This is a genomic window from uncultured Leifsonia sp., from assembly GCF_945957465.1.
GTDB lineage: Bacteria > Actinomycetota > Actinomycetes > Actinomycetales > Microbacteriaceae > Leifsonia.
This window is the reverse complement of the sequence record NZ_CAMFLC010000001.1, coordinates 174701-196959: the sequence shown is the minus strand read 5'-3', so window position 1 is coordinate 196959 and position 22259 is coordinate 174701. Positions and strand designations below refer to the sequence as shown.

General features: G+C 70.0%; 18 protein-coding genes. 10 read left to right on the top strand and 8 right to left on the bottom strand.

The window, feature by feature from the left end; all coding sequences use genetic code 11:
- Nucleotides 1-74: 74 nt before the first annotated feature.
- From gltB to Q0Q23_RS00840, 6 genes are all read left to right on the top strand, one after another.
- The gene (gltB, locus tag Q0Q23_RS00865; protein ID WP_295117846.1) at nt 75-4670 is read left to right on the top strand and encodes a glutamate synthase large subunit; all 4596 of its coding nucleotides are present in this window, start codon (nt 75-77) and stop codon (nt 4668-4670) included.
- The gene (locus Q0Q23_RS00860; RefSeq protein WP_295117843.1) at nt 4663-6120 is read left to right on the top strand and encodes a glutamate synthase subunit beta; all 1458 of its coding nucleotides are present in this window, start codon (nt 4663-4665) and stop codon (nt 6118-6120) included. The genes gltB and Q0Q23_RS00860 overlap by 8 nt, the downstream gene beginning before the upstream one ends.
- A 61-nt stretch (nt 6121-6181) precedes the next feature.
- A complete protein-coding gene (gene pyk / locus Q0Q23_RS00855; RefSeq protein WP_295117838.1) occupies nt 6182-7597 on the top strand; it encodes a pyruvate kinase in 1416 nt (471 codons plus the stop codon).
- 157 nt (nt 7598-7754) lie between these two features.
- Nucleotides 7755-8834 carry a DUF2092 domain-containing protein gene (locus Q0Q23_RS00850; RefSeq protein ID WP_295117835.1) on the top strand — a complete coding sequence of 360 codons (1080 nt, stop codon included), beginning with the start codon at nt 7755-7757 and terminating at the stop codon, nt 8832-8834.
- The gene (locus Q0Q23_RS00845; protein WP_295117832.1) at nt 8831-9766 is read left to right on the top strand and encodes an ABC transporter ATP-binding protein; all 936 of its coding nucleotides are present in this window, start codon (nt 8831-8833) and stop codon (nt 9764-9766) included. Before Q0Q23_RS00850 ends, Q0Q23_RS00845 begins: the two co-directional genes overlap by 4 nt.
- Nucleotides 9753-10643 (top strand): ABC transporter permease, encoded by an 891-nt coding sequence (locus tag Q0Q23_RS00840; protein WP_295117829.1) that lies wholly within the window; start codon nt 9753-9755, stop codon nt 10641-10643. Before Q0Q23_RS00845 ends, Q0Q23_RS00840 begins: the two co-directional genes overlap by 14 nt.
- A 75-nt stretch (nt 10644-10718) precedes the next feature.
- Here Q0Q23_RS00840 and Q0Q23_RS00835 read toward each other — a convergent pair whose 3' ends face one another.
- Nucleotides 10719-11606, bottom strand: coding sequence for a DMT family transporter (locus Q0Q23_RS00835; RefSeq protein ID WP_295117826.1), 888 nt, complete (start codon nt 11604-11606; stop codon nt 10719-10721).
- Nucleotides 11607-11616: 10 nt separating this feature from the next.
- Complete coding sequence (locus Q0Q23_RS00830) at nt 11617-12228, bottom strand: GNAT family N-acetyltransferase (protein WP_295117823.1); 612 nt, start codon at nt 12226-12228, stop codon at nt 11617-11619.
- Between the two features lie 72 nt (nt 12229-12300).
- Here Q0Q23_RS00830 and Q0Q23_RS00825 point away from each other — a divergent pair, with 72 nt between their 5' ends.
- On the top strand, nt 12301-14745 hold the full coding sequence (locus tag Q0Q23_RS00825; RefSeq protein ID WP_295117821.1) for a phosphoketolase: 2445 nt from the start codon (nt 12301-12303) through the stop codon (nt 14743-14745).
- A gap of 64 nt (nt 14746-14809) precedes the next feature.
- Here the strand turns inward: Q0Q23_RS00825 and Q0Q23_RS00820 are convergent, their stop codons facing one another.
- A complete protein-coding gene (locus Q0Q23_RS00820) occupies nt 14810-15589 on the bottom strand; it encodes an SGNH/GDSL hydrolase family protein (protein WP_295117818.1) in 780 nt (259 codons plus the stop codon).
- A gap of 81 nt (nt 15590-15670) precedes the next feature.
- The gene (locus tag Q0Q23_RS00815; RefSeq protein ID WP_295117814.1) at nt 15671-16795 is read right to left on the bottom strand and encodes a hypothetical protein; all 1125 of its coding nucleotides are present in this window, start codon (nt 16793-16795) and stop codon (nt 15671-15673) included.
- Between the two features lie 121 nt (nt 16796-16916).
- On the opposite strand from Q0Q23_RS00815, the gene Q0Q23_RS00810 reads away from it, so the two are divergent.
- Nucleotides 16917-17381 (top strand): VOC family protein, encoded by a 465-nt coding sequence (locus Q0Q23_RS00810; protein WP_295117811.1) that lies wholly within the window; start codon nt 16917-16919, stop codon nt 17379-17381.
- A 7-nt stretch (nt 17382-17388) separates the two neighbouring features.
- On the opposite strand, the gene Q0Q23_RS00805 is transcribed toward Q0Q23_RS00810, so the two are convergent.
- From Q0Q23_RS00805 to Q0Q23_RS00795, 3 genes are all read right to left on the bottom strand, one after another.
- Complete coding sequence (locus Q0Q23_RS00805; RefSeq protein WP_295117808.1) at nt 17389-18342, bottom strand: hypothetical protein; 954 nt, start codon at nt 18340-18342, stop codon at nt 17389-17391.
- Nucleotides 18343-18486: 144 nt separating this feature from the next.
- The gene (locus Q0Q23_RS00800; protein ID WP_295118081.1) at nt 18487-19509 is read right to left on the bottom strand and encodes an LLM class flavin-dependent oxidoreductase; all 1023 of its coding nucleotides are present in this window, start codon (nt 19507-19509) and stop codon (nt 18487-18489) included.
- Between the two features lie 55 nt (nt 19510-19564).
- Entirely contained in the window at nt 19565-20365 is an 801-nt protein-coding gene (locus Q0Q23_RS00795) for an alpha/beta hydrolase (protein ID WP_295117804.1), read from the bottom strand.
- Between the two features lie 65 nt (nt 20366-20430).
- On the opposite strand from Q0Q23_RS00795, the gene Q0Q23_RS00790 reads away from it, so the two are divergent.
- Entirely contained in the window at nt 20431-21255 is an 825-nt protein-coding gene (locus tag Q0Q23_RS00790; RefSeq protein WP_295117801.1) for a hydrolase, read from the top strand.
- Here Q0Q23_RS00790 and Q0Q23_RS00785 read toward each other — a convergent pair.
- Entirely contained in the window at nt 21248-21589 is a 342-nt protein-coding gene (locus Q0Q23_RS00785; RefSeq protein WP_295117799.1) for a co-chaperone YbbN, read from the bottom strand. The two genes, Q0Q23_RS00790 and Q0Q23_RS00785, sit on opposite strands and share 8 nt — an antisense overlap.
- Nucleotides 21590-21660: 71 nt before the next feature.
- Between Q0Q23_RS00785 and Q0Q23_RS00780 the strand changes: the two genes are divergently transcribed.
- The gene (locus Q0Q23_RS00780) at nt 21661-22161 is read left to right on the top strand and encodes an FBP domain-containing protein (protein ID WP_295117796.1); all 501 of its coding nucleotides are present in this window, start codon (nt 21661-21663) and stop codon (nt 22159-22161) included.
- Nucleotides 22162-22259 lie beyond the last annotated feature (98 nt).

Below are 22259 nucleotides of genomic sequence, written 5' to 3'. Positions count from 1 at the left end.
CCTCCCAGCAACGGGCCGAAGGCGTCCCCGCACTCCAATCCCCACATCCACGACACTGTGAGGACGGTCGACATATGGCGCTCACGCCTCCCCATACCCGGTTCAGCATGGTTCCCGGCAAGCAGGGTCTCTACGACCCCGCGTCCGAGAAGGACGCCTGTGGCCTCGCCATGGTCGCGACGCTGCGCGGAACCGCCGGGCACGACATCATCGACGCGGCGCTCGAAGCGCTGCGACACCTGGAGCACCGCGGCGCGGTCGGCTCCGACGCCGGAACGGGCGACGGCGCCGGCATCATCACCCAGGTCCCCGACGCCTTCCTGCGCGCCGTCTCCGGCTTCGACCTGCCGGGCGCGGGTCGCTTCGCCGTCGGCAACGCGTTCCTCCCGGCGGACGCCGACGAGCGCGAGCGGATCAAGTCCGCCATCGCGCAGATCGCGGGGGAGCACGACCTGACCGTTCTGGGCTGGCGCCCGGTGCCGGTGCGCCCGGACGAGCTCGGCAACCTGGCGCGCGCGGCGATGCCGGTCATCGAGCAGCTGTTCGTGTCGAGCACGCGCCTCGACGAGCGCGGGGAGCCGCTCGGCGGGATCGCTCTCGACCGCCTCACGTTCTTCCTGCGCAAGCGCGCGGAGCGCGAGCTCGACCTCTACTTCTCGTCGCTGTCGAGCCGCACGATGGTCTACAAGGGGATGGTGACGACCCTCCAACTGGAGCCGTTCTACCCCGACCTCTCCGACCAGCGGTTCGCCTCCAAGCTGGCCCTGGTGCACTCGCGCTACTCGACCAACACCTTCCCGTCCTGGCCGCTCGCGCAGCCGTTCCGGATGATCGCCCACAACGGCGAGATCAACACGGTGCAGGGCAACCGCAACTGGATGCGCGCGCGTCAGTCGCAGCTCGAGAGCGAGCTCCTCGGCGACCTGGCTCCCGTCCTCCCGATCGTGACGCCCGGGGCGTCCGACTCCGCGTCGTTCGACGAGGTCGTGGAGCTCATCTCGCTCACCGGCCGCTCGCTGCCGCACGCGGTGATGATGATGGTCCCGGAGGCGTGGGAGAACCAGACCGAGATCGACCCGGTCCGCCGCGACTTCTACGAGTACCACTCGATGCTCATGGAGCCGTGGGACGGGCCCGCCGCCATCGTCTTCACCGACGGCTCCCTCGTGGGCGCGACCCTGGACCGCAACGGTCTGCGCCCCGGCCGGTACGTCGTGACCAACGACGGCCTCGTGGTGCTCGCCTCGGAGATCGGTGTGCTCGACATCGAGCCCAGCAGGGTCGTCCGCAAGGGCCGGCTGCGTCCCGGCCGCATGTTCCTGGTCGACACCGTCGCCGGGCGACTCATCGAAGACGACGAGATCAAATCGGAGCTCGCCGCCGGTGCGCCGTACGGCGAGTGGCTCGACGAGGGCCGCATCAACCTCAAAGACCTGCCGGAGCGCGAGCACATCGTGCACACCCCGGCCTCCATCACGCGCCGCCAGCGCACCTTCGGCTACACGGAGGAGGAGGTCCGCATCCTCCTTAAGCCGATGGCCACGAACGGCGCGGAGCCGCTCGGCGCGATGGGCTCGGACACGCCCGTCGCCGTGCTCTCGGAGCGCCCGCGGCTGCTGTTCGACTACTTCACGCAGCAGTTCGCGCAGGTCACCAACCCGCCGTTGGACTCCATCCGCGAAGAGGTCGTCACGACCATGAAGCTCGGCCTCGGCCCCGAGCGCAACCTGCTCACGGCCGGACCGGAGCACGCCCGCCAGGTCGTCCTGGACTTCCCGGTCATCGACAACGACGAGCTCGCGAAGATCCAGCACATCGACCCGCGGCCCGGCAGCAGGCTCACGACGACCGTGCGCGGTCTGTACCGCTTCGAGGCCGGTCCCGACGCGCTGAAGCGCCGGCTGGCGGAGATGTGCGACGAGGTCGACGAGGCCATCGAGGCCGGAGCGCAGTTCATCGTCCTGAGCGACCGCGACTCCACCAAAGACCTGGCGCCGATCCCGTCGCTCCTCATGCTGGCCGCCGTGCACCATCACCTGATCCGCGCGGAGAACCGCATGAAGGTGGGCCTGATCGTGGAGGCAGGCGACGTGCGTGAAGTGCACCACGTCGCGCTGCTCATCGGTTACGGCGCGTCGGCGATCAACCCCTACCTTGCGATGGAGACCTGCGAGGAGTTGGTTCGCAGCGGGATGATCACCTCCGTCTCGCCCGAGAAGGCCGTCAAGAACGTGATCAAGGCTCTCGGCAAGGGCGTCCTCAAGATCATGTCCAAGATGGGCATCTCGACGGTGTCGTCGTACGCCGGCGCCCAGGCGTTCGAGGCCGTCGGCCTCAGCCAGGAGTTCGTCGACGAGTACTTCACCGGCACGACGAGCAAGCTCGGCGGCATCGGCATCGAGGTGATCGCGGCCGAGAACCTCGCTCGGCACAGCAGCGCGTATCCGGCGGAGGGCGCCATCGTCGCCCACGAGCGTCTTGCGACAGGCGGCGAGTACCAGTGGCGTCGCGACGGCGCCCCGCACCTGTTCAACCCGGAGACCGTCTTCCGGCTGCAGCACTCCACGCGCACACGCCGCTACGACATCTTCCGCGAGTACACCAAGCTGGTGGACGACCAGGCCGAGTCGCTCATGACGCTGCGCGGCATGTTCGCGCTCAAGACCGGCACGCGTCCCGCCGTGCCGATCGACGAGGTCGAGCCGGTCGAGTCGATCGTCAAGCGGTTCTCCACCGGCGCGATGAGCTACGGCTCGATCTCCAAGGAGGCGCACGAGACGCTTGCGATCGCGATGAACCGGCTGGGCGCCAAGTCCAACACCGGGGAGGGCGGCGAGGACCTCGACCGTCTGCTCGACCCGGAGCGCCGCAGCGCGATCAAGCAGGTCGCCTCCGGCCGGTTCGGTGTCACGTCCATGTATCTGACGCACGCCGACGATATCCAGATCAAGCTCGCCCAGGGCGCGAAGCCCGGCGAGGGCGGTCAGCTGCCGCCCACGAAGGTCTACCCGTGGGTCGCCCGCACCCGGCACGCGACCGCCGGCGTCGGTCTCATCTCGCCGCCGCCGCACCACGACATCTACTCGATCGAGGATCTCAAGCAGTTGATCTTCGACCTGAAGCGTGCCAACCCGCAGGCGCGGGTGCACGTCAAGCTCGTGAGCGAATCGGGCATCGGCGCGGTCGCGGCCGGAACGGCCAAGGCCCTCGCCGACGTCATCCTGGTCTCCGGCCACGACGGCGGAACCGGCGCCTCCCCGGTCAACTCGCTCAAGCACGCGGGCACGCCGTGGGAGCTCGGCCTCGCCGAGACGCAGCAGACACTCATGCTCAACGGCATGCGCGAGCGCGTCGTCGTGCAGGTCGACGGCCAGCTGAAGACCGGCCGCGACGTGATCGTCGGTGCCCTGCTCGGCGCGGAGGAGTTCGGCTTCGCGACCGCCCCGCTCGTCGTCTCCGGCTGCATCATGATGCGCGTGTGCCACCTCGACACCTGCCCGGTGGGCGTCGCCACGCAGAACCCGGAGCTGCGCTCCCGGTTCTCGGGCAAGCCGGAGTTCGTCGTGAACTTCTTCGAGTTCATCGCCCAGGAGGTGCGCGAGTACCTCGCCGAACTCGGCTTCCGCAGTCTCGACGAGGCGATCGGCCACGCCGAGCTGCTCGACGCCGACCGTGCCATCGAGCACTGGAAGGCGTCGGGCATGGACCTGACCCCGATCCTGCGCGGTCCGGAGTTCCCGGAGAGCGCGCCACGCAAGAACGGCCGCGCACAGGACCACGAGCTGGACGAGCACTTCGACAACCAGCTCATCCAGGCGGCGCACGACGTGCTCTCCGCGGAGCACCCCGGGGCGAACGGTGCCACGCTCTCGCTGTCCCTGCCCATCCGGAACACCGAGCGGGCGGTCGGCACCATGCTCGGCCACGAGGTGACCGTGCGCCACGGCGAGAACGGCCTGCCCACCGGCACCATCGACATCACGCTCACCGGTTCCGCCGGCCAGTCGCTCGGTGCATTCCTCCCGGCCGGCATCACACTGCGCCTGGAGGGCGACTCCAACGACTACGTCGGCAAGGGGCTCTCGGGCGGCCAGATCATCGTGCGGCCGCCGCAGGGCAGCGTCTTCCCCGCCGAGCGGAACGTCATCGCCGGGAACGTGATCGGCTACGGCGCGACGCAGGGCAGCATGTTCATCCGCGGCATCGTGGGCGAGCGCTTCCTGGTCCGCAACTCCGGCGCGACGGCGGTCGTGGAGGGCGTCGGCGACCACGCGCTCGAGTACATGACGGGAGGCCTCGCGGTCATCCTGGGCGGCACCGGGCGCAACCTGGGCGCCGGCATGTCGGGTGGAACCGCGTACGTGTACGAGCTGAAGGACGAGCGCGTCAACCGCGAGGCGCTCGCCAGCGGGGAGCTGGAACTCCTCCCGCTCGGCAGCGCCGACATCGAGATCGTTCGCGATCTGCTGGAGCAGCATCGAGCTGAGACCGGCTCGGCCCTGGCCGACCGGATGCTCGCGGACTTCGACGACACCGTCGCGAAGTTCGTCAAGGTGCTCCCGCGCGACTACGCGGCCGTGCTGCAGATGCGGCAGGAGGCCGTCGACGAGGGTCTCGACCCCGACGGCGACATTGTGTGGAACCGGATTCTGGAGGTGACCGGTGGCTGATCCCAAGGGTTTCTTGAAGACGACGGAGCGCGAGCTCCCCAAGCGCCGACCGGTCTCGGTCCGGCTCATGGACTGGAAAGAGGTCTACGAGGCGGGCGACCCCGCCCAGCTGCGCCGCCAGGCCGGCCGGTGCATGGACTGCGGCGTGCCGTTCTGCCACCAGGGCTGCCCCCTCGGCAACCTGATCCCGGAGTGGAACGACCTGATGTGGCGCGGGGAGGGCCGCCAGGCCATCGAGCGCCTGCACGCGACCAACAACTTCCCCGAGTTCACCGGGCGGCTGTGCCCGGCGCCGTGCGAGTCGTCGTGCGTGCTCGGCATCAACCAGCCTGCGGTGACGATCAAGCAGGTCGAGGTGTCGATCATCGACCAGGCCTGGCAGAACGGCTGGGTGCAGCCGCATCCCCCGGAGCGGCTCACCGGCAAGACCGTCGCGGTCGTCGGTTCCGGCCCTGCGGGCCTCGCCGCCGCCCAGCAGCTGACCCGCGCCGGTCACACGGTCGCCGTGTACGAGCGTGACGACCGCATCGGCGGCCTGCTGCGCTACGGCATCCCGGACTTCAAGATGGAGAAGAAGCACCTTGAGGCGCGTCTGAACCAGATGATGGCCGAGGGCACGCGGTTCCGCGCCGGCGTCAACATCGGCGTCGACATCGCGTGGGACGACCTCCGCGCGCGCTACGACGCCGTGGTGGTGGCGACCGGTGCGATGGTGCCGCGCGACCTCCCGATCCCGGGTCGAGACCTCGCGGGTGTGCACTTCGCGATGGAGTACCTCGTCCAGCAGAACAAGGCGGGCGCCGGCGACCAGATCGCCGATCAGATCACCGCGGACGGCAAGCACGTGGTCGTCCTCGGCGGCGGCGACACGGGCGCCGACTGCATCGGCACGGCGCACCGCCAGGGCGCCGCGAGCGTGACCAACCTCGCGATCGGCAAGCAGCCTCCGTCGGAGCGCCCGCCGCACCAGCCGTGGCCGATGACCCCGACGCTGTTCGAGGTGCAGAGCGCGCACGAAGAGGGCGGTGCACGCGAGTACCTCGCATCGACCGTCGAGTTCCTCGCGAACGAGTTCGGCGAGGTCCGGGCACTGCGCGTCGCCGAGACCGAATACCTCGACGGCCGACGTGTGCCGAAAGCCGGAACCGAGCGCGAGATCCCGGCCGACCTGGTGCTGCTCGCACTCGGATTCACCGGTCCGGAGCAGGACGGCCTGAGCGGTCAGCTCGGCCTCCCGTTCGACGACCGGGGTAATGTGGCCCGTGACGGCGGCTACCAGACCAGCGAGGCCGGCGTGTTCGTCGCGGGCGACGCAGGCCGCGGTCAGTCGCTCATCGTCTGGGCCATCGCAGAGGGCCGGGCAGCGGCAGCCGCCGTCGACCGGTATCTTGAAGGGGAGACGCAGTTGCCGTCGCCGGTCCGTCCCACCGACCGGGGCATCCTCGTCTGATCCCCTCCATCACGAGAACGCGCCGTCAGGGGCGCGAGAATCACGGAGCATTGAAAAACCCATGAGAAGGGCGAAAATCGTCGCGACCCTCGGTCCGGCGACCTCCAGTTACGACAACATCCGCGCGATCATCGACGCGGGTGTGGACGTGGCGAGGATGAATCTGAGCCACGGCAGCTACGACGTGCACGAGGGGGTCTACGCCAACGTGCGCAAGGCCGCCGAGGACGCGGGCAAGCCGGTCGCCGTCCTGGTCGACCTCCAGGGCCCCAAGATCCGTCTCGGCAAGTTCGAAGCCGGCCCCTACGAGCTCGCCGAGGGCGATATCTTCAAGATCACCACCGATGACATCATCGGCACCAAGGAGATCTCCTCGACCACGTTCAAGGGCCTGCCGCAGGACGTAAGGCCGGGCGACTACCTGCTGATCGACGACGGCAAGGTGCGCGTGCGCGTCGTCGAGGTCGAGGGCAACGTCGTGACGACGGAGGTCGTCGTCGCCGGTCCGGTCTCCAACAACAAGGGCATCAACCTGCCGGGCGTCGCCGTCAACGTGCCCGCGCTGTCCGAGAAGGACGAGGCGGACCTGCGCTGGGGCCTCAAGCTCGGGGCGGACATCATCGCGCTCTCGTTCGTGCGCAACGCGATCGACATCGAGCGCGTGCACGAGATCATGGCCGAGGAGGGCCGCAAGGTCCCCGTCGTGGCCAAGATCGAGAAGCCGCAGGCCGTGGAGGCGCTGGAGGAGATCATCGAGGCGTTCGACGCCATCATGGTCGCCCGAGGCGACCTCGGCGTCGAGCTGCCGCTGGAGGCCGTGCCGATCGTGCAGAAGCGCGCTGTCGAGCTCGCCCGCCGCGCGGCCAAGCCGGTCATCGTCGCGACCCAGATGCTCGAGTCGATGATCTCCAGCCCGGTCCCGACCCGTGCAGAGACCTCCGACGTCGCCAACGCCGTTCTCGACGGCGCCGACGCCGTGATGCTCTCCGGCGAGACCAGCGTCGGCGAGTACCCGGCGATCACGGTCGCGACCATGGCCCGTATTGTGACCTCCACCGAGGAGCACGGGCTCGACCGCATCCAGCCGCTCGGCACGCGCCCCCGCACCCAGTCGGGAGCGATCACCCTGGCCGCGACGGAGGTCGCCGACTTCGTCGAGGCGAAGTTCCTCTGCGTCTTCACCGAGTCGGGCGAGTCGGCCCGCCGCATGGCCCGCCTGCGCAACAAGATCCCGATCCTGGCCTTCACGCCGGAGGAGTCGGTGCGCCGCCGCATGTCGCTGTTCTGGGGCGTGGAGTCCTTCGTGGTCGGCCGTGTCACGCACACCGACCAGATGGTCGCCCAGGTCGACGAGGCGCTCAAGTCCACCGGTCGCGCCGTCGACGGCGACAAGGTGATCATCATCTCCGGCTCCCCTCCCGGGATCCCCGGAACCACGAACGACATCCGCGTCCACAGGGTCGGCGACGTCCTGTAGCGACGGATGAGGGAGGCCCCGCTTCGGCGGGGCCTTCTGCGTGCCAGGAGGGTTCGTACGGAGGGCTCCCAGCCGAGGTCATACCAGGGGATGATTTCGTGTTCTCCCATGGAATCCGGAGGGTCGGCGCGGGTGTCCCCAGCGTATCCTCGGCACTATGAAGCACCGTCTGGTCCGCTGGCTGCCCGCCATCGTCGTCCCCGTCGCGATCGCCGCGGGAGCGATCGCCGTCCCGCTCGCAGCGGGGGCGGCCGACCTCCCCGTCAAGTCGCCGGAGGACGTCCTCCGGCTCGTCGCGTCGAGCGATACGAAGGCGTTCTCGGGAACGGTCGAGCAGAGCTCTGACCTGGGGCTGCCCAGCCTGCCGAAGTCGACCGGCGGTTCCAGCGCCGGCGACTCCGTCGCGAGCACGCTCGAGTTGTTGATGGGCGACCACATGGCCAAGGTGTACGTGGACGGGCCGACGAAGGTGCGGGTCCAGGTGCTCGACCAGCTCGCCGAGCGCGACGCGATCCGCAATGGCTCCGACGTCTGGCTGTATCAGTCGTCCGACGAGTCGGTGACGCACCTCACGGTGCCCGCGCACAGGGACGGCACGCCGACCGCCGCCCCTGATACGACCGGTCCTGACGCGGCCGCTCCTGACCCGACCGCCACCACTCCGCAAGCGCTCGCTCAGCGTTTCCTCGCCGCCGTCGACCCGACCACCGCGGTCTCCCTCGGCGCGAACACGAAGGTCGCCGGCCGCGACGCGTACGACCTGGTGCTGACGCCACGGACCGACGCCACCCTGGTGGGCTCGGTCGCCATCGCGGTCGACGGCCAGACCGGACTCCCGCTGCGCGTCCAGGTGACGGCGCGCGGGGCGTCCTCTCCTGCTTTCGAGGCCGGTTTCAGGTCGTTCAGCCCGGGAGCGCCCGATGCGAGCGTCTTCTCGTTCACGCCGCCGAAGGGGGCGACCGTGGTCGAGCGCTCGCCCAAGCCGGGTGAGCGCGCCGACCGCACCGCACACCCGAAGCCCACGATGACCGGCACCGGCTGGGCGACGATCGTGAGCCTCCCGGCAGGCACGGTGCCCGCTCGGGCCCTCGCCGACCCGCTCGTCGGTGAGCTGACGCAGCCGGTCGACGGCGGGCGCGCTCTCTCGACCACGCTGCTCTCGGTGCTCGTCACCGCCGACGGGCGCGTTCTCGCCGGCTCCGTTCCGGTCTCCGCGCTGCAGTCCGCCGCACGGTGAGCGAGGCCGCGATCGCGACCAGCGGACTCACGAAGCGGTTCCGCGGGCGCGCCGTGGTCGACGACCTCAGCCTCTCCGTGCCGCGGGGTTCCGTGTTCGGATTCCTCGGACCGAACGGGTCGGGCAAGACGACCACGATCCGGATGCTGCTCGGGTTGATATCCCCGTCGGCCGGTTCGATCTCGGTGCTCGGTGAAGCGATGCCCGACCGTGGCGCGTCCGTGCTGCCTCGGGTGGGGGCGCTGGTGGAGGGGCCGTCGTTCGCCCCCTACCTCTCCGGGGCGGCCAACCTGGTGCGCCGCGACACCGCCGACCGCTATGCCCCCGGCGCCACCCGCGCGGCCCGCGTGGAGGCCGCTCTCGAGCGCGTCGGCCTGTCGCACGCGGCGGGCAAGCACGTGCGTGCCTACTCGCTCGGCATGAAGCAACGGCTCGGCATCGCGGGCGCGCTCCTCACCGATCGCGATCTCCTCGTACTCGACGAGCCGACGAACGGCCTCGACCCGCAGGGCACCCGGGAGGTGCGCAACCTCGTCCGGTCGCTCGCGGACGAGGGGACGACGGTCTTCGTCTCCAGTCACCTGCTCGCCGAGATCGAGCAGATCTGCTCGCACGCGGCGATCATGCGGGCGGGCAGGCTGGTCGCACAGGGGTCGCTCGACGACTTGCGCGGTGCGTCCGGCCCGCGGGTCACCGTGACGACGCCGGACCAGGGCATCGCCGCGGAAGTCCTCGCCCGGCTGGGTCTCGCTCCCGAGGCCGTCGGCGACGGCGTGGAGGCCGGGCTCGGCGGCGACGCGCCCCTCGCGGAGGAGCTCGCGTCGGCTCTGGTCGGCGCGGGGGTGCGGCTGCGCGGCTTCTCAGTGCGCGCGTCCAGCCTCGAGGAACGGTTCGTGGAGCTGACGGGGGAGGGCTTCGATGTCGAGCAGTGAGGCGGTGCCGCTGGAGCATCCGGCGGCGGCGACAGCGCGGGACTCGGTGACCGCCCGGCGGGAGCGGCCCTCTGCCGGATGGTCGCTGTTGTGGTCCGAGCTGTCGGTGCTCTTCCGGCGCTGGCGCACGTGGGCGATGCTCGCCGCCCTGGCCGCGGTCCCGGTCCTGATCGCCGTCGCGGTGCGCGTGACCGGTCGCGGTCGCGGCCCCGCGTTCCTCGATCAGATCACCGGCAACGGCCTGTTCGTCGCGTTCACGGCGCTCGTCGTGTGCGTCCCGCTGTTCCTTCCGCTCACGATCGGGGTGGTCGCCGGTGACACCATCGCGGGCGAGGCGAGCCACGGCACGCTGCGCTACCTCGTCATCGCGCCGGCCGGTCGGCTTCGGCTGCTCGCCGTCAAGTACGCCGGATGTGCGGCCTTCTGCATCGCAGCCGCGTTGACGGTCGCCGTCGCCGGCGCCGTCATCGGCGCGATCCTGTTCCCGATCGGGCCGGTGACCCTGCTCTCGGGCAGCGTCGTGAGCGTGGGCGATGCTGCGCTGAGGCTCCTGCTGATCGCGCTCTACATCGTCGTGTCGCTGCTCGGGATGTGCGCGATCGGTCTGTTCCTGTCGACGCTGACCGACGTGCCGGTGGGGGCGATGGCCGCGACCGCGGTGCTGGCGGTGGTGTCGCAGGTGCTCGATCAGCTGCCGCAGCTCGATGCCCTGCACCCGTGGCTGTTCAGCCACTACTGGCTGGGCTTCGCCGACTTCCTCCGCGCCCCGCTGGTGTGGGACTCCTTCGTCTCGAACGCGGTGCTGCAGGCCGGCTATGTCGCCGTCTTCGGTGCCCTGGCCATCGGGCGCTTCCTCAGCAAAGACATCCTCTCCTGATGCGGTCGACATTCGTCACGAATGTCGACTTTCGTGGCACGAATCGCGACATTCGTGACGAATGTCGCGGCGCGGCTAGGGGATGGTCTCGGCGGTCGCCTCGAGCGGGGAGCGCGGGCGCTCGCGTTGCGTGGCGATGGTGACGCCCGCGGCGACGCAGACGAGGGCGATGCCGGCGAGCTGCACCGGCTCGAAGTGCTCGCCGAGCACGAGGACGCCGAACAGGGTCGCGATCACGGGCCCGAACGATGTGATCACCGCGTACAGCCGCGGGGTGATCCGACGCAGGATGAACGTGTCCAGGCTGTATGGGACGGCGGAGGACAGGATCCCGGCGGCGAGCAGGAGGCCGGCCACCCTCCAGTCGATGCGCGCATAGTCGACGACGACGAGCGCGAGCGGAACCGTGAGGGCGGTGGCGACGATGCTCGCCACGCTCAGCCCTTCGAGACCGGGCAGCCGGGTCGCGACCCTGCGGGTCAGCAGGATGTACGCTGCCCACGACGCGGCGGCGGTGAGTGCGAGCACGACGCCGACCGGGTCGATCGCACCCTCGGTCGCCGTGAGCAGGAGCACCCCCGCGGCCGCTGCGACCGCGCAGCCGGCGTCCAGGAGCCGGCGCGAGCCCGCCAGCGCGAGGGCGAAGGGGCCGAGGAACTCGATCGTGGCGGCCATCCCGAGGCCGAGTCGGCCCACCGCCTCGTAGAAGCTCAGATTCATCGCGGCGAGGACGACACCGAGAGCCAGCGCGGGCCACAGCCGACGCCACGTGAGCTCTGCGCGTCGCGGTCGGTAGAACGGCAGGATGCATACCGCGGTCACGACCTGGCGCACGGCGACCACCACGAGCGAGCCGACGACCGGGATGAGCAGCCCGGCGACCGAGGAGCCGAAGTTGATGCTGACCTCGGTGGCGATCTGGGTGCCGGCGCCGACGACGACCCGATTGCGCTGCGAACTCACCCGATCGAGCTTAGGGCCTGTGCACGGCCACGGCAGTCCCGCTCCGCAGCTCGCGGCGCATCACCGCGCGCGTCGCACTGGGGCGGCGTACCACCTCGAACCCGCCGTCGCGGAACAGCGACACGGTGCCGTGGTAGCGCTCGGCCGCCGAGAGCGAGGGCCGCACCTCGGGATCGACCGGGTAGCCCTCGATGACCCTGGCGCCGCGCGCGCGGGCGTGGTCGAGCGCACCGGCGAGCAGCGCCCGGGCGACGCCCTGTCGGCGGTACTCCAGCCGGACCACGAAGCACGTCACCGCCCACACCTCCGAGACGTCGGGATCGCCCTCGCGACGTCGGGTGATCGGCGAACGGGCCAGCGCCGGGTACGCCGAGAACGGCTCGACAGCCGCCCAGCCGATAGGCTCCTCGCCGATGCGCGCGATCACTCCGGGCGAGCCGGTCTGTACCTGATCGTGCAGCAGCGCCCTGGTCTGGTCGCGCGTGGCCGCATCCCAGTCGGCGCGGCTCAGTTTGAACCATTGGCACCAGCAGCTCGACGCGTCGCCCTTGGTGCCGAAGACCGTCTCCAACTCGTTCCACGTCGACGCATCGACCGATTGCGTGACCACCGCGTCCGTCATGAGTCGAACCTACCGCCCGCGCCCGACATCTGCTCTCTATCAATCCGGGCGGCCCGCTCGTAGGATGCCCGCGTGAGCGAGACCACGAACGACCAGTCCACGGCCACCCTCTCCGACACCGAACTCGATCAACTGGACGCCTGGTGGCGCGCGGCGAACTATCTGTCCGTCGGCCAGATCTACCTGCTCGACAACCCGTTGCTGCGACGCCCGCTCTCGCGGGACGACATCAAGCCGCGCCTCCTCGGGCATTGGGGGACGACCCCAGGCCTCAACTTCGTCTACGCGCACCTCAACCGGGCCATCCGGCAGCGCGACCTCGACACGCTGTTCGTGGCCGGGCCCGGCCACGGCGGCCCCGGTGTGGTGGCCGGCGCCTACCTCGACGGCACCTACAGCGAGATCTACAGCACGATCGACCGCAGCGAGGACGGCCTGCGCCGATTGTTCCGGCAATTCTCCTTTCCCGGTGGCATCCCGTCGCACGCGGCCCCCGAGACGCCGGGCAGCATCCACGAGGGCGGCGAGCTCGGCTATGCGCTCTCGCACGCCTACGGCGCCGCCTTCGACCATCCGGGCCTGCTGGTCGCTGCCGTGGTCGGCGACGGCGAAGCGGAGACCGGTCCGCTCGCAACCGCGTGGCACTCCAATAAGTTCCTCAACCCGAAGACGGACGGTGCGGTGCTGCCGATCCTGCATCTCAACGGTTACAAGATCGCCAACCCGACCGTCCTGGCGCGTATCCCGGAGAGCGAGCTGTTCGACCTCATGCGCGGCTACGGCTACACCCCGTATCTCGTCTCCGGAGGCTTCGACGGCGAGGACCCGCGCAACGTGCACGAGCGCATGGCGTCGACGCTGGACGAGATCCTCGACCGCATCGCCGAGATCAAGGCAGCCGCGGCCGCCGGCGACCTCGTCGACCGCCCGGCCTGGCCCATGCTCATCCTCCGCACCCCCAAGGGCTGGACGTGTCCGCCCGAGATCGACGGCCATCCCGCCGAGAACAACTGGCGCTCGCACCAGGTGCCGCTGGCCGACGCCCGCGACACCGAGGCGCACACACGGCTGCTCGAGAACTGGCTGCTCTCTTACCGGCCGGAGGAGCTCTTCGACGAATCGGGCGCGCCTGTCCGGCTCGTCGCCTCGCTCGCGCCCGAGGGCGCCCGCCGCATGAGCGCCAATCCGGTCGCCAACGGCGGTCTGCTGCGTCGCGATCTGCGCCTGCCCGACTTCCGTGATTACGCCGTCGAAGTGCCGGCGCCGGGGGAGACGGTCGCGGAGGCGACGCGCGTTCTGGGCGGCTGGCTCCGGGATGTCATGGCGGAGAATCCCGACGACTTCCGGCTGTTCGCTCCCGACGAGACGGCCTCGAACCGTCTCCAGGACGTCTACGAGGTCACCGGAAAGCAGTGGAACGCCGAGTACTGGCCGATCGATTCCGACAATCACCTGGTGCCGAGCGGACGGGTGATGGAGGTGCTCAGCGAACACCAGTGCCAAGGCTGGCTCGAAGGCTATCTGCTGACCGGCCGGCACGGGGTGCTCACCTCCTACGAGGCGTTCATCCACATCGTCGACTCGATGTTCAACCAGCACGCGAAATGGCTCAAGACGTCACGCCGCATCGAGTGGCGGCGGCCGGTGGCCTCCCTCAACTATCTGCTCAGTTCGCACGTCTGGCGCCAGGACCACAACGGGGCGTCCCACCAGGACCCGGGCTTCATCGATCACGTCGTCAACAAGAAGGCGGACGTGGTGCGCGTCTACCTGCCGTTCGACGCCAACACCCTGCTGTCGACCTACGACCACTGCCTGCGCTCCGTCGACTACGTGAACGTCGTCGTCGCGGGTAAGCAACCGGCGCCGAACTGGCTGAACATGGCCGACGCCATCGCGCACTGCACACGCGGCATCGGGATCTTCGACTGGGCAGGCACCGAACGGGAGGGCGAGGAACCGGACGTGGTCCTCGGCTGCGCCGGAGACATCCCGACCCTGGAAGTGCTCGCGGCCGCCGACATCCTCCGCCGCAGGCTCCCGGGACTCGCGGTGCGCGTGGTGAATGTCGTCGATCTGATGCGACTGCAGAGCGAGGGCGAGCACCCGCACGGGCTGAGCGACCGCGAGTACGACGCGCTGTTCACCGTCGACAAGCCGGTGATCTTCGCCTACCACGGCTATCCGTGGCTCATCCACCGCCTGACCTACCGGAGGGCCGGGCACGACAACCTGCACGTGCGCGGCTACAAGGAGGAGGGCACCACCACGACGCCGTTCGACATGGTCATGCTCAACGACCTCGATCGCTACCACCTGGTGATCGACGTGCTCGACCGGGTGCCGGGGCTCGCCGCGAAGGAGGCTGAGTTCCGCCAGGAGCTGGTCGACGCCCGGTTGCGCGCTCGCCAGTACACGCGCGAGCACGGCGAGGACATCCCCGAAGTCGCCGAATGGCGCTGGGGCGGAGGCACCCGCACGACCCGCATCGACACGACGGGCGGCGACAACGATTGAGCTCGAGAGGGGCACCCAGTGCCCCTCGGACGCCGGGTGAGGGCGTTCGTGTCTCCTGCGGCCATCAGAGCGGGCGGAAGGCGGCCGGATCGACCGGCGTGAGTTCGGGTATCTTCGCCGTGCGGCCGTCGCCTGAGGAGCGACCCGTCAGACGTCGGCCGATCCAGGGCAGGACGTAACGCCGGTAGTAATCGGCGGTACGGCGTGCCGGCCGGCCGGCCGGCGCGGCCGCCACCTCGGCGACGCCCCACTCGGCGGGGACGGGCACGTCGAGCGCCGTGAGCACGTTGCTCGCGACCCGGGCGTGGCCGAGCGCGTTCAGGTGAAGGCGGTCGGCCGACCAGTACCGGAGGTCCTCCAGCGGCTCGTCGGCCCAGTTGTCCACGAAGAGCACGCCCTCACGCGGCAGCAGGTCGCGCACGGCGACCGCGAGCGCATCGCCGCGCTTGCGCAGCAGGGAGCCCAGCGGAAGGTGCCTGCTCGGGTTCGCGCCGCTGAGGAGCAGCATGCGGCTGCCCGACGCGGCCACCCGGTCGGCGGCGCCGACCAGCTGGTGGGCGACCGAGTCGATCGTCACTCGCGGGCGCATGATGTCGTTGCCGCCGCCGTTGAGGCTGATGAGGTCCGGCTGCTGCGCGATGGCCGGCTCCAGTTGCTCGGTGAGGATCGGCATCAGTTTGCGACCGCGGATCGCCAGGTTGGCGTAGCGGACCGGCCCGGTGGCCGCCAGCGCGAGCCCGAGCGCGACGAAGTCGGCCCAGCCGCGCTGGCGGCCGTCGGGGAGGTCGTCGCCGACACCCTCGGTGAAGCTGTCGCCGATCGCGACGAAACTCGTGGGAAGCACAGTGACACGCTACCCGTACGTCACGCGCCCACGTGGCAGGGAACGCCATCCGCCCGTGAAGGGACGGATGGCGTTCGCGCCTCACGCCACTGTGAAGGTGATGCTCAACTCCGTGGTGTAGTTGCCCCACACGAACGTCGCGGTCTGACCGGATCGGGCGCCCGCCAGCTTCGTGATCGTGAACGATCCGGGAGTGTCTTCCGTGATGGCGAGGTTCGCCGGCGAGAGAAGCAGCACGTTCGGCTCCCCACCCCACCGGTAGCCGGCGACGTTGGCCTTCGTCGGGACGCCGGGGCCGCGCGGGGTGATACCCAGCGTCACGACGATCGGCTTGTCGCCGATGACGTACTGATCCCACGCCGGTGCTGCGACGTGTCCGGTCACGGATACCCGGTAGACCTTGTGCGTGCTCGTTCCACCGCTCCCCGGTTGGCCCGGATTCGTCGGCTCGGTGGATCCGGCCGCGAGGGTGTTGATGACGAATTCGAGGGTTTCGTAGCCCGGGGCCGTTGCGCGGACGGTCACGGCGTCGTCGACGTCATACATGGCGCCCACCGTGGTCTTCGCGTGTCCTGAGGCGTCGGTGGTGAGGTCGTGGGAGGCCATGCCGACGAGGCCGCCCTTGGTGCCTCGCACCGGTGTCAGCGTGATCGGGACGCCGCTCGCCACGGGGCTGAGGGCGAACTCGAGGGGGTAGCGGTTGGGTGCCGATCCGTTGAAGAGCGCGTATACCGGTGCGTCCACGAGGGTGATGACCGGCGGCGTCGGCTCGGGCTCGACCACGGGGGCGGCTTCGATCGGGAGAGCGAAGGTGACGGGGGTATAGCCCGGCGCGACCGCCGTGATCATCACGACCTGGGCTTCGGTCGCGGTCGTCGAGAAGGGCACCGATGCCGACCCGCGGATGCCGGGGAAGGTGGTCACTGCGGCGGGGAAGGTGACGATGCCCTCTGGTTCCGCGCTGAGGGAGATGGTGATGTCGTCGGCGGCCGGATTGAGTTGGAGCTGGGAGCTCTTCGTCGAACCCGCTGCGATGGCCTGCGGGGATGCTGTGATCGTGCCGAGCGAGGCGGCCGCGGCGGGTGAGGCGACCGAGAGCGCGATGGCCGGTGCGGCCCACGCGGCGGCGCCGACGATGGTGCGGCGGTTGACGCTCCCGGCACCAGCGGACGGTTGCGGGTCGGTTTCGTGTTTCGGGGAAACCACGTGAGGGACTCCATTCGGATGAGAGCAATAGAATTGCGGATTTGACAGGCTCAGAACCTAAAATACTGTACGAGGCTGCGGGCCTGCTGCATGCCGTGTCGGCGGGCGTACCATGACCCGCATGCAGAAGGTCAGGACATTCCTCTGGTACGACGGTCAGGCCGAGGCGGCGGCGAACCACTATGTCTCGCTCGTGCCCGGCTCCCGCATCCTCAGCGTCGCCCGCCTGGGCGACGACGGAAGCACCGTGCTGGTCACGTTCGAACTCGGCGGTGTCGAGTACCTCGCCCTCGACGGCGGTCCGCTGTACTCCTTCACCGAGGCGGCCTCCATCATGGTGCTGTGCGAGGACCAGGAGGAGGTCGACCGGCTCTGGGACGGCCTGATCTCGGGAGGCGGAGAGCCGGGGCCGTGCGGGTGGTGCACAGACCGCTGGGGGTTGAGCTGGCAGGTCGTTCCTCGCGCTCTGCTCGAACTGCAGCAGGATCCGGATCGCGCCCGTGCGGCGCGCGCGAACGCCGCGATGATGACGATGGGCAAGCTGGACATCGCCGCGCTCTACGCGGCCGCCGACGCCGCCGGCTGAGCGCTGGTCAGCGCGCCAGGAGCGCCTGCCACGAGAGCAGATGCTCGACCGTCACTCCCGAGTAGCCGCGCGTGCCGCCGAACGCCGATCGCACCAGGGCGGTCTGCGCCTCCAGTGCCGCCGGCGTGTCGTCGCCGAAGGTGGCGGCCGGGCCGCCCGCGACCTCGGGGTCGTCGGTCTCGACGCCGATGCTGAACGGGAGGCGCGCGGCCGCGGCGGCTGTCGCCGCGGGCCGGGCGAGGGCGATGATGCCATCGTCGTTCGCGGCGTGGTCCGAGAACGCAACGACCGCGACCGAGCGCAGGTGGGGGAGGAGCGTGTCGAACAGCGTGGATCCGTCTCCGGCCGGCTTGGCGGCGAGCCACCAGGGCAGGTCCGCTCCCACCGGCACCCGACCGGCCGCGACCGCCGCCGTGTCATACATGGTCGCCAGTTGCGCGACGATCCCCGGCAGCTGATCGTCGGTGGCGTCGACCCACGGTTCGACGTCGAACTGGATGGCGTCGAACGGGGCAGCCTTCAGCGCGGCCGTGGTCCACGTGGCGGCGAGGTCGGGCTGCTGCGCCCAGGCGGGATCGCCTCCCAGGGCGGCCACCGTCGTGACGCCCGCGCCGTGCAGGGCGCGGACGGCGGAGCGCAGCCAGGACGGGAACGGGCCTTGATCGGCCGCCCACGGCACCGACAGGTACACGGTGCGCAGTCTGTGCGCGGATGCGAACGCGGCCAGCGCCTTCGGCTCGAACGCCGGCTCGCCGTCGCCGCGGGGATCCACCGACGGGTCGATGGGATTGCCCCAGGCCCACATCCCGGTGATGGCCGAGGGGGTGGACGCGCCCGCACGTGTCATGGCGTCCGTCGGCGCGGCGGCGGCACCGAGGCCGGCGGCACCGAGGCCGGCGGAAGCGAGCAGGACCGCCGCTCCGGCCGCGAGAATCCCCGCACTCGATCGTCGAGTTCGCAAAGCACACCCCTTCCATGGGACCGGACGATTCCGTCTCGGCCTGTGCCGCGGACTTCGGGTGTGCCGCGATGCAATATTCTCATATCCAACGACGGGGGACAGGGCCGCGTTCGGGGTACACGACCGGCGGGCGACGCAACCGCGTCAGTCCCGCCAGCCCAACTCCCGCCCGACCGCGACGACGCCCTCCAACAGCCGCGCGTTGAAGTCCACTCCGAGCTGGTTCGGCACCGTGACCAGCACGGTGTCCGCCATGCGGACGGCTTCGTCGGCGGCCAGCTCCGCGACGAGCTTCCCCGGCTCGCCGATGTACGAACGGCCGAAGCGCGCGAGACCGCCGTCGAGGTGGCCGACCTGGTCGCGGCCCTCCACCTGCGCGCGAGCGCCGAAGTAGCGGTAGGACGCCTCGTCGGTGATGGGGATGATGCTGCGGCTCACGCTGACGCGGGGCTCGCGCTCCCAGCCCATCTGCGCCCAGGTGTCGCGGAAGCGCTGGATCTGCTCGGCCTGCAACTGATCGAACGGCACACCCGTGTCTTCGGTGAGCAGGGTCGACGACATCAGGTTCATGCCCTGTTCGGCCGTCCACTCGGCCGTGGCCCGGGTGCCGGCTCCCCACCAGATCCGCTCGGGGAGCGTCGGCGACAGCGGCTCGATCGACAAGCCGCCGGAGGTCCCCGTCATGCGCGGATCGGCGTTCGCCATCGCCTCGCCGGAGATCGCGGCCCGGAAGATCGCGGTGTGCCGACGGGCCAGATCGGCGTCCGACTCGCCTTCGCCCGGCACGTACCCGAACGACTCGTAGCCGGCCAGTGCGGTCTCCGGCGATCCCCGGCTCACGCCGAGTTGGAGTCGCTCACCGCTGATGAGGTCGGCCGCCGCGGCCTCCTCGGCCATCGAGAGCGGGTTCTCGTAGCGCATATCGATGACACCGGTGCCGATCTCGATGCGCGAGGTTCGGGCGCCGATCGCCGCCAGCAGCGGGAACGGCGAAGCCAGCTGGGGTGCGAAGTGGTGCACCCGCACGAACGCCCCGTCGGCCCCCACCTCCTCTGCGGCGACGGCGAGCTCCACCGTCTGCAGGAGGGCGTCGCCGGCCGTGCGGACGACGGAGCCGGGGACGGCCTGGTAGTGGCCGAAGCTGAGGAAGCCGATGCGTTTCACGATGGAGGCAAGGCGGTGGAGGCGCCCGGTATTCCGCGCCGGGCGCCTCCGGCGCCGATCAGTCCTGGAGTCCCTGCTGGCCGAGCCACACCAGGATCTCGGTGGCGACGTCGCGCCACCCGTGGTCGATCACCAGCGAGTGCCCGCGGTCCTTGAAGGTGATCAGCTCGGTCACGGCGTTGGAGTCGCGGTACTGCTTGAGGCTGGCATCCACCGTCACCTCGGGGACGGTGTTGTCCTCGCCGCCCGCGATGAGCAGCAGCGGACCGCGGTCCTCGTTCTTGGTGTCGACGGCGGCCTGGGAGTGCACGCTGAAGTTCGCCGCGGCGGCCTGGAAGATCGGACGCACGGTCGACGGGACGGTCCAGCGGTCGTAGAGTTCCTTCGCTTCGTCGTCGGTCAGCTGGTTGGCGAAGCCGAATCGGAACTGCTCCTCGGTCAGCGCGATCGGCTTGTGGATGTTCGCCGGATTGCTGAGCACGGGGAACGAGGACTTGAGCTGCCGGAACGGCAGGGGCAGCACGCCCTTGATCTGCGCCGGATCGATCGCGACACCGGCGTTGCCGTAGCCCTGCCCGATCAGCTTCTCGGTGACGAGGCCGCCGAACGAGTGTCCGATGATGACCGGTGGCGTGTCCATCGCCTCGATGATCCGAGCGAAATGCACGGTCACCTCGTCGATGCCGACGTTCGCGACGTCGTCGGGGTGCTCGCGGGTCTCGGCGACGGTGTCCTTCTCGCCGGGCCAGAGGGGAGCGACGGGGGCGTAGCCCTCCGCCGTGAAGAGGTCGATCCAGGGCTGCCAGCTGCTGGCGTGCAGCCAGAGACCGTGGATGAAGAGCACGGGTTGATTCGCCATGGCGCACACGCTAATGGTCCAGGCCGCAGCGCCGCTAGACCGTCGCTGCGGGTAGCGTGACCCTCATGGCCGACTGGTTGTGCGCGACGTGCGCCGTGGAGACGACACCGATCGTGAACGCAGCGGGGGAGGCACCACCGCCCTCCTGCCCGATCTGCGAGGACGAACGACAGTACGTCCCGCCGACCGGTCAGCGCTGGACCACGCTGCAGCAGTTGCAGCGGGAGGGCGAGCACGTGACAGTGACGCCGCTGGAGCCGGACCTGTACGGGCTGAGCAGCGAGCCCAAGGTCGGCATCGGCCAGCGCGCCCTCCTGCTGTGCACCCCCGACGGCAATCTGCTCTGGGACCCCACCGGCTACGTCGACGAAGCGGCGGCAGCCGCCGTGCAGGATCTCGGCGGGGCGGCGGTGATCGCCACCAGCCACCCGCACATGTTCGGAGCGCAGACGACCTGGTCGCGCATGCTCGGCGGCGTGCCGGTGCTGGTCAACGCGGCGGACCGGCACTGGGTGCAGCGCGAGGATGCGGCCATCGAGGTGTGGAGCGGCGAGGAGGAGGTGCTGCCCGGCGTGCTGCTGCGCACCATCGGCGGGCACTTCCCCGGCAGTGCGGTCGTGCACTGGGATCGCGGCGTCGTCCTCAGCGGCGACACCGTCTTCCCGGGTCCGTCGCAGAAGTGGGTGACCTTTCAGCGCAGCTTCCCCAACGACATCCCGTTGTCGGCCGCGGTGGTGCGCCGTGTGGCCGACCTGGTGTGCGACCGGCCGTTCGACCGGATGTACGGCAACCTGGGCAATGTCGTGCCCGTCGACGCCCGCGAGGCCGTGCTGCGTTCCGCCGAGCGCTACATCGGATGGGTCGGCGGCGCCTTCGACCATCTCACCTGACCGGCGCGTCACCCAGGAAACCGGCCAGCTCGAACTCCATCGCGGGCAGCGGCTTGGCTCCCACGATGGTCTTCACGACCTCCCCGCCCCGGAACACCTTCATCAACGGCAGCGACAGGGCGCGATACTCCGAGGACGACCGGGGGTTCTCGTCCGCGTTGATCCGCACGATGCGGATGCTGTCGGGGTGGTCGGCGGCGATCCGCTCCAGGACGGGCGTGACCGCTCGGCACGGGCCGCACCAGGGCGCCCAGAACTCGACGAGCGTCGTGCCCTCCGCATCGAGGACGTCGGAGGCGAAGGAGGCGTCGGTGACGCTGGCGAGAGTGCTCATGCCGTGAGGCTAAGCCGTGCCCCCGGGGTCAAGGTCAAGCACCTGTGCGAGCATGGGACGAGGAGGTGCACATGGAGAGCCTGACTCCTCAGGAGATCCGCGAGTCGTTCGTGAACTGCTCGCGCGCCGACGCTGCGGAGCTTCCTCTGCCGCCCGGACTGCACGAAGTCGACTGGACGCGGCGCGAATACCTCGGCTGGCGCGATCCGCGGCTGCCGCAGCGCGGTTACGTGGTCATTCCGACGGGCAACGCTGTCGTCGGCATCGTCCTGCGCGCGTCCGAGGCCTCCATGCGCTCGCACCTGCCCACGATGTGCGGTTGGTGCCAGGACGTGCACCTTCTCCGCGATGTCTATTTCTGGTCGGCTCGCCGCGCGGGGGATGCAGGACGCAAGGGCGACACGGTCGGCGCCCTCGTCTGCGGATCGTTCGAGTGCACCGAGAACGTTCGCAGGACGCCGCCGCCGCAGTTCGTCGGCTTCGACGCCGAACGCGTCGTCGACGACCAGATCGCCGGCCTCGGCGAGCGCGTCCGCCGCTTCGCGCAGGCCGTCGTCGGTGCTCGCATCTGATCCGCGCAGCCGGTCATAGCCGATTCATAACCTTCCGTCAGCCGCTTCCCATCCGGATTAAGGATGCGGAAAGAATCCCCGCGCACCCTGGAATCAGC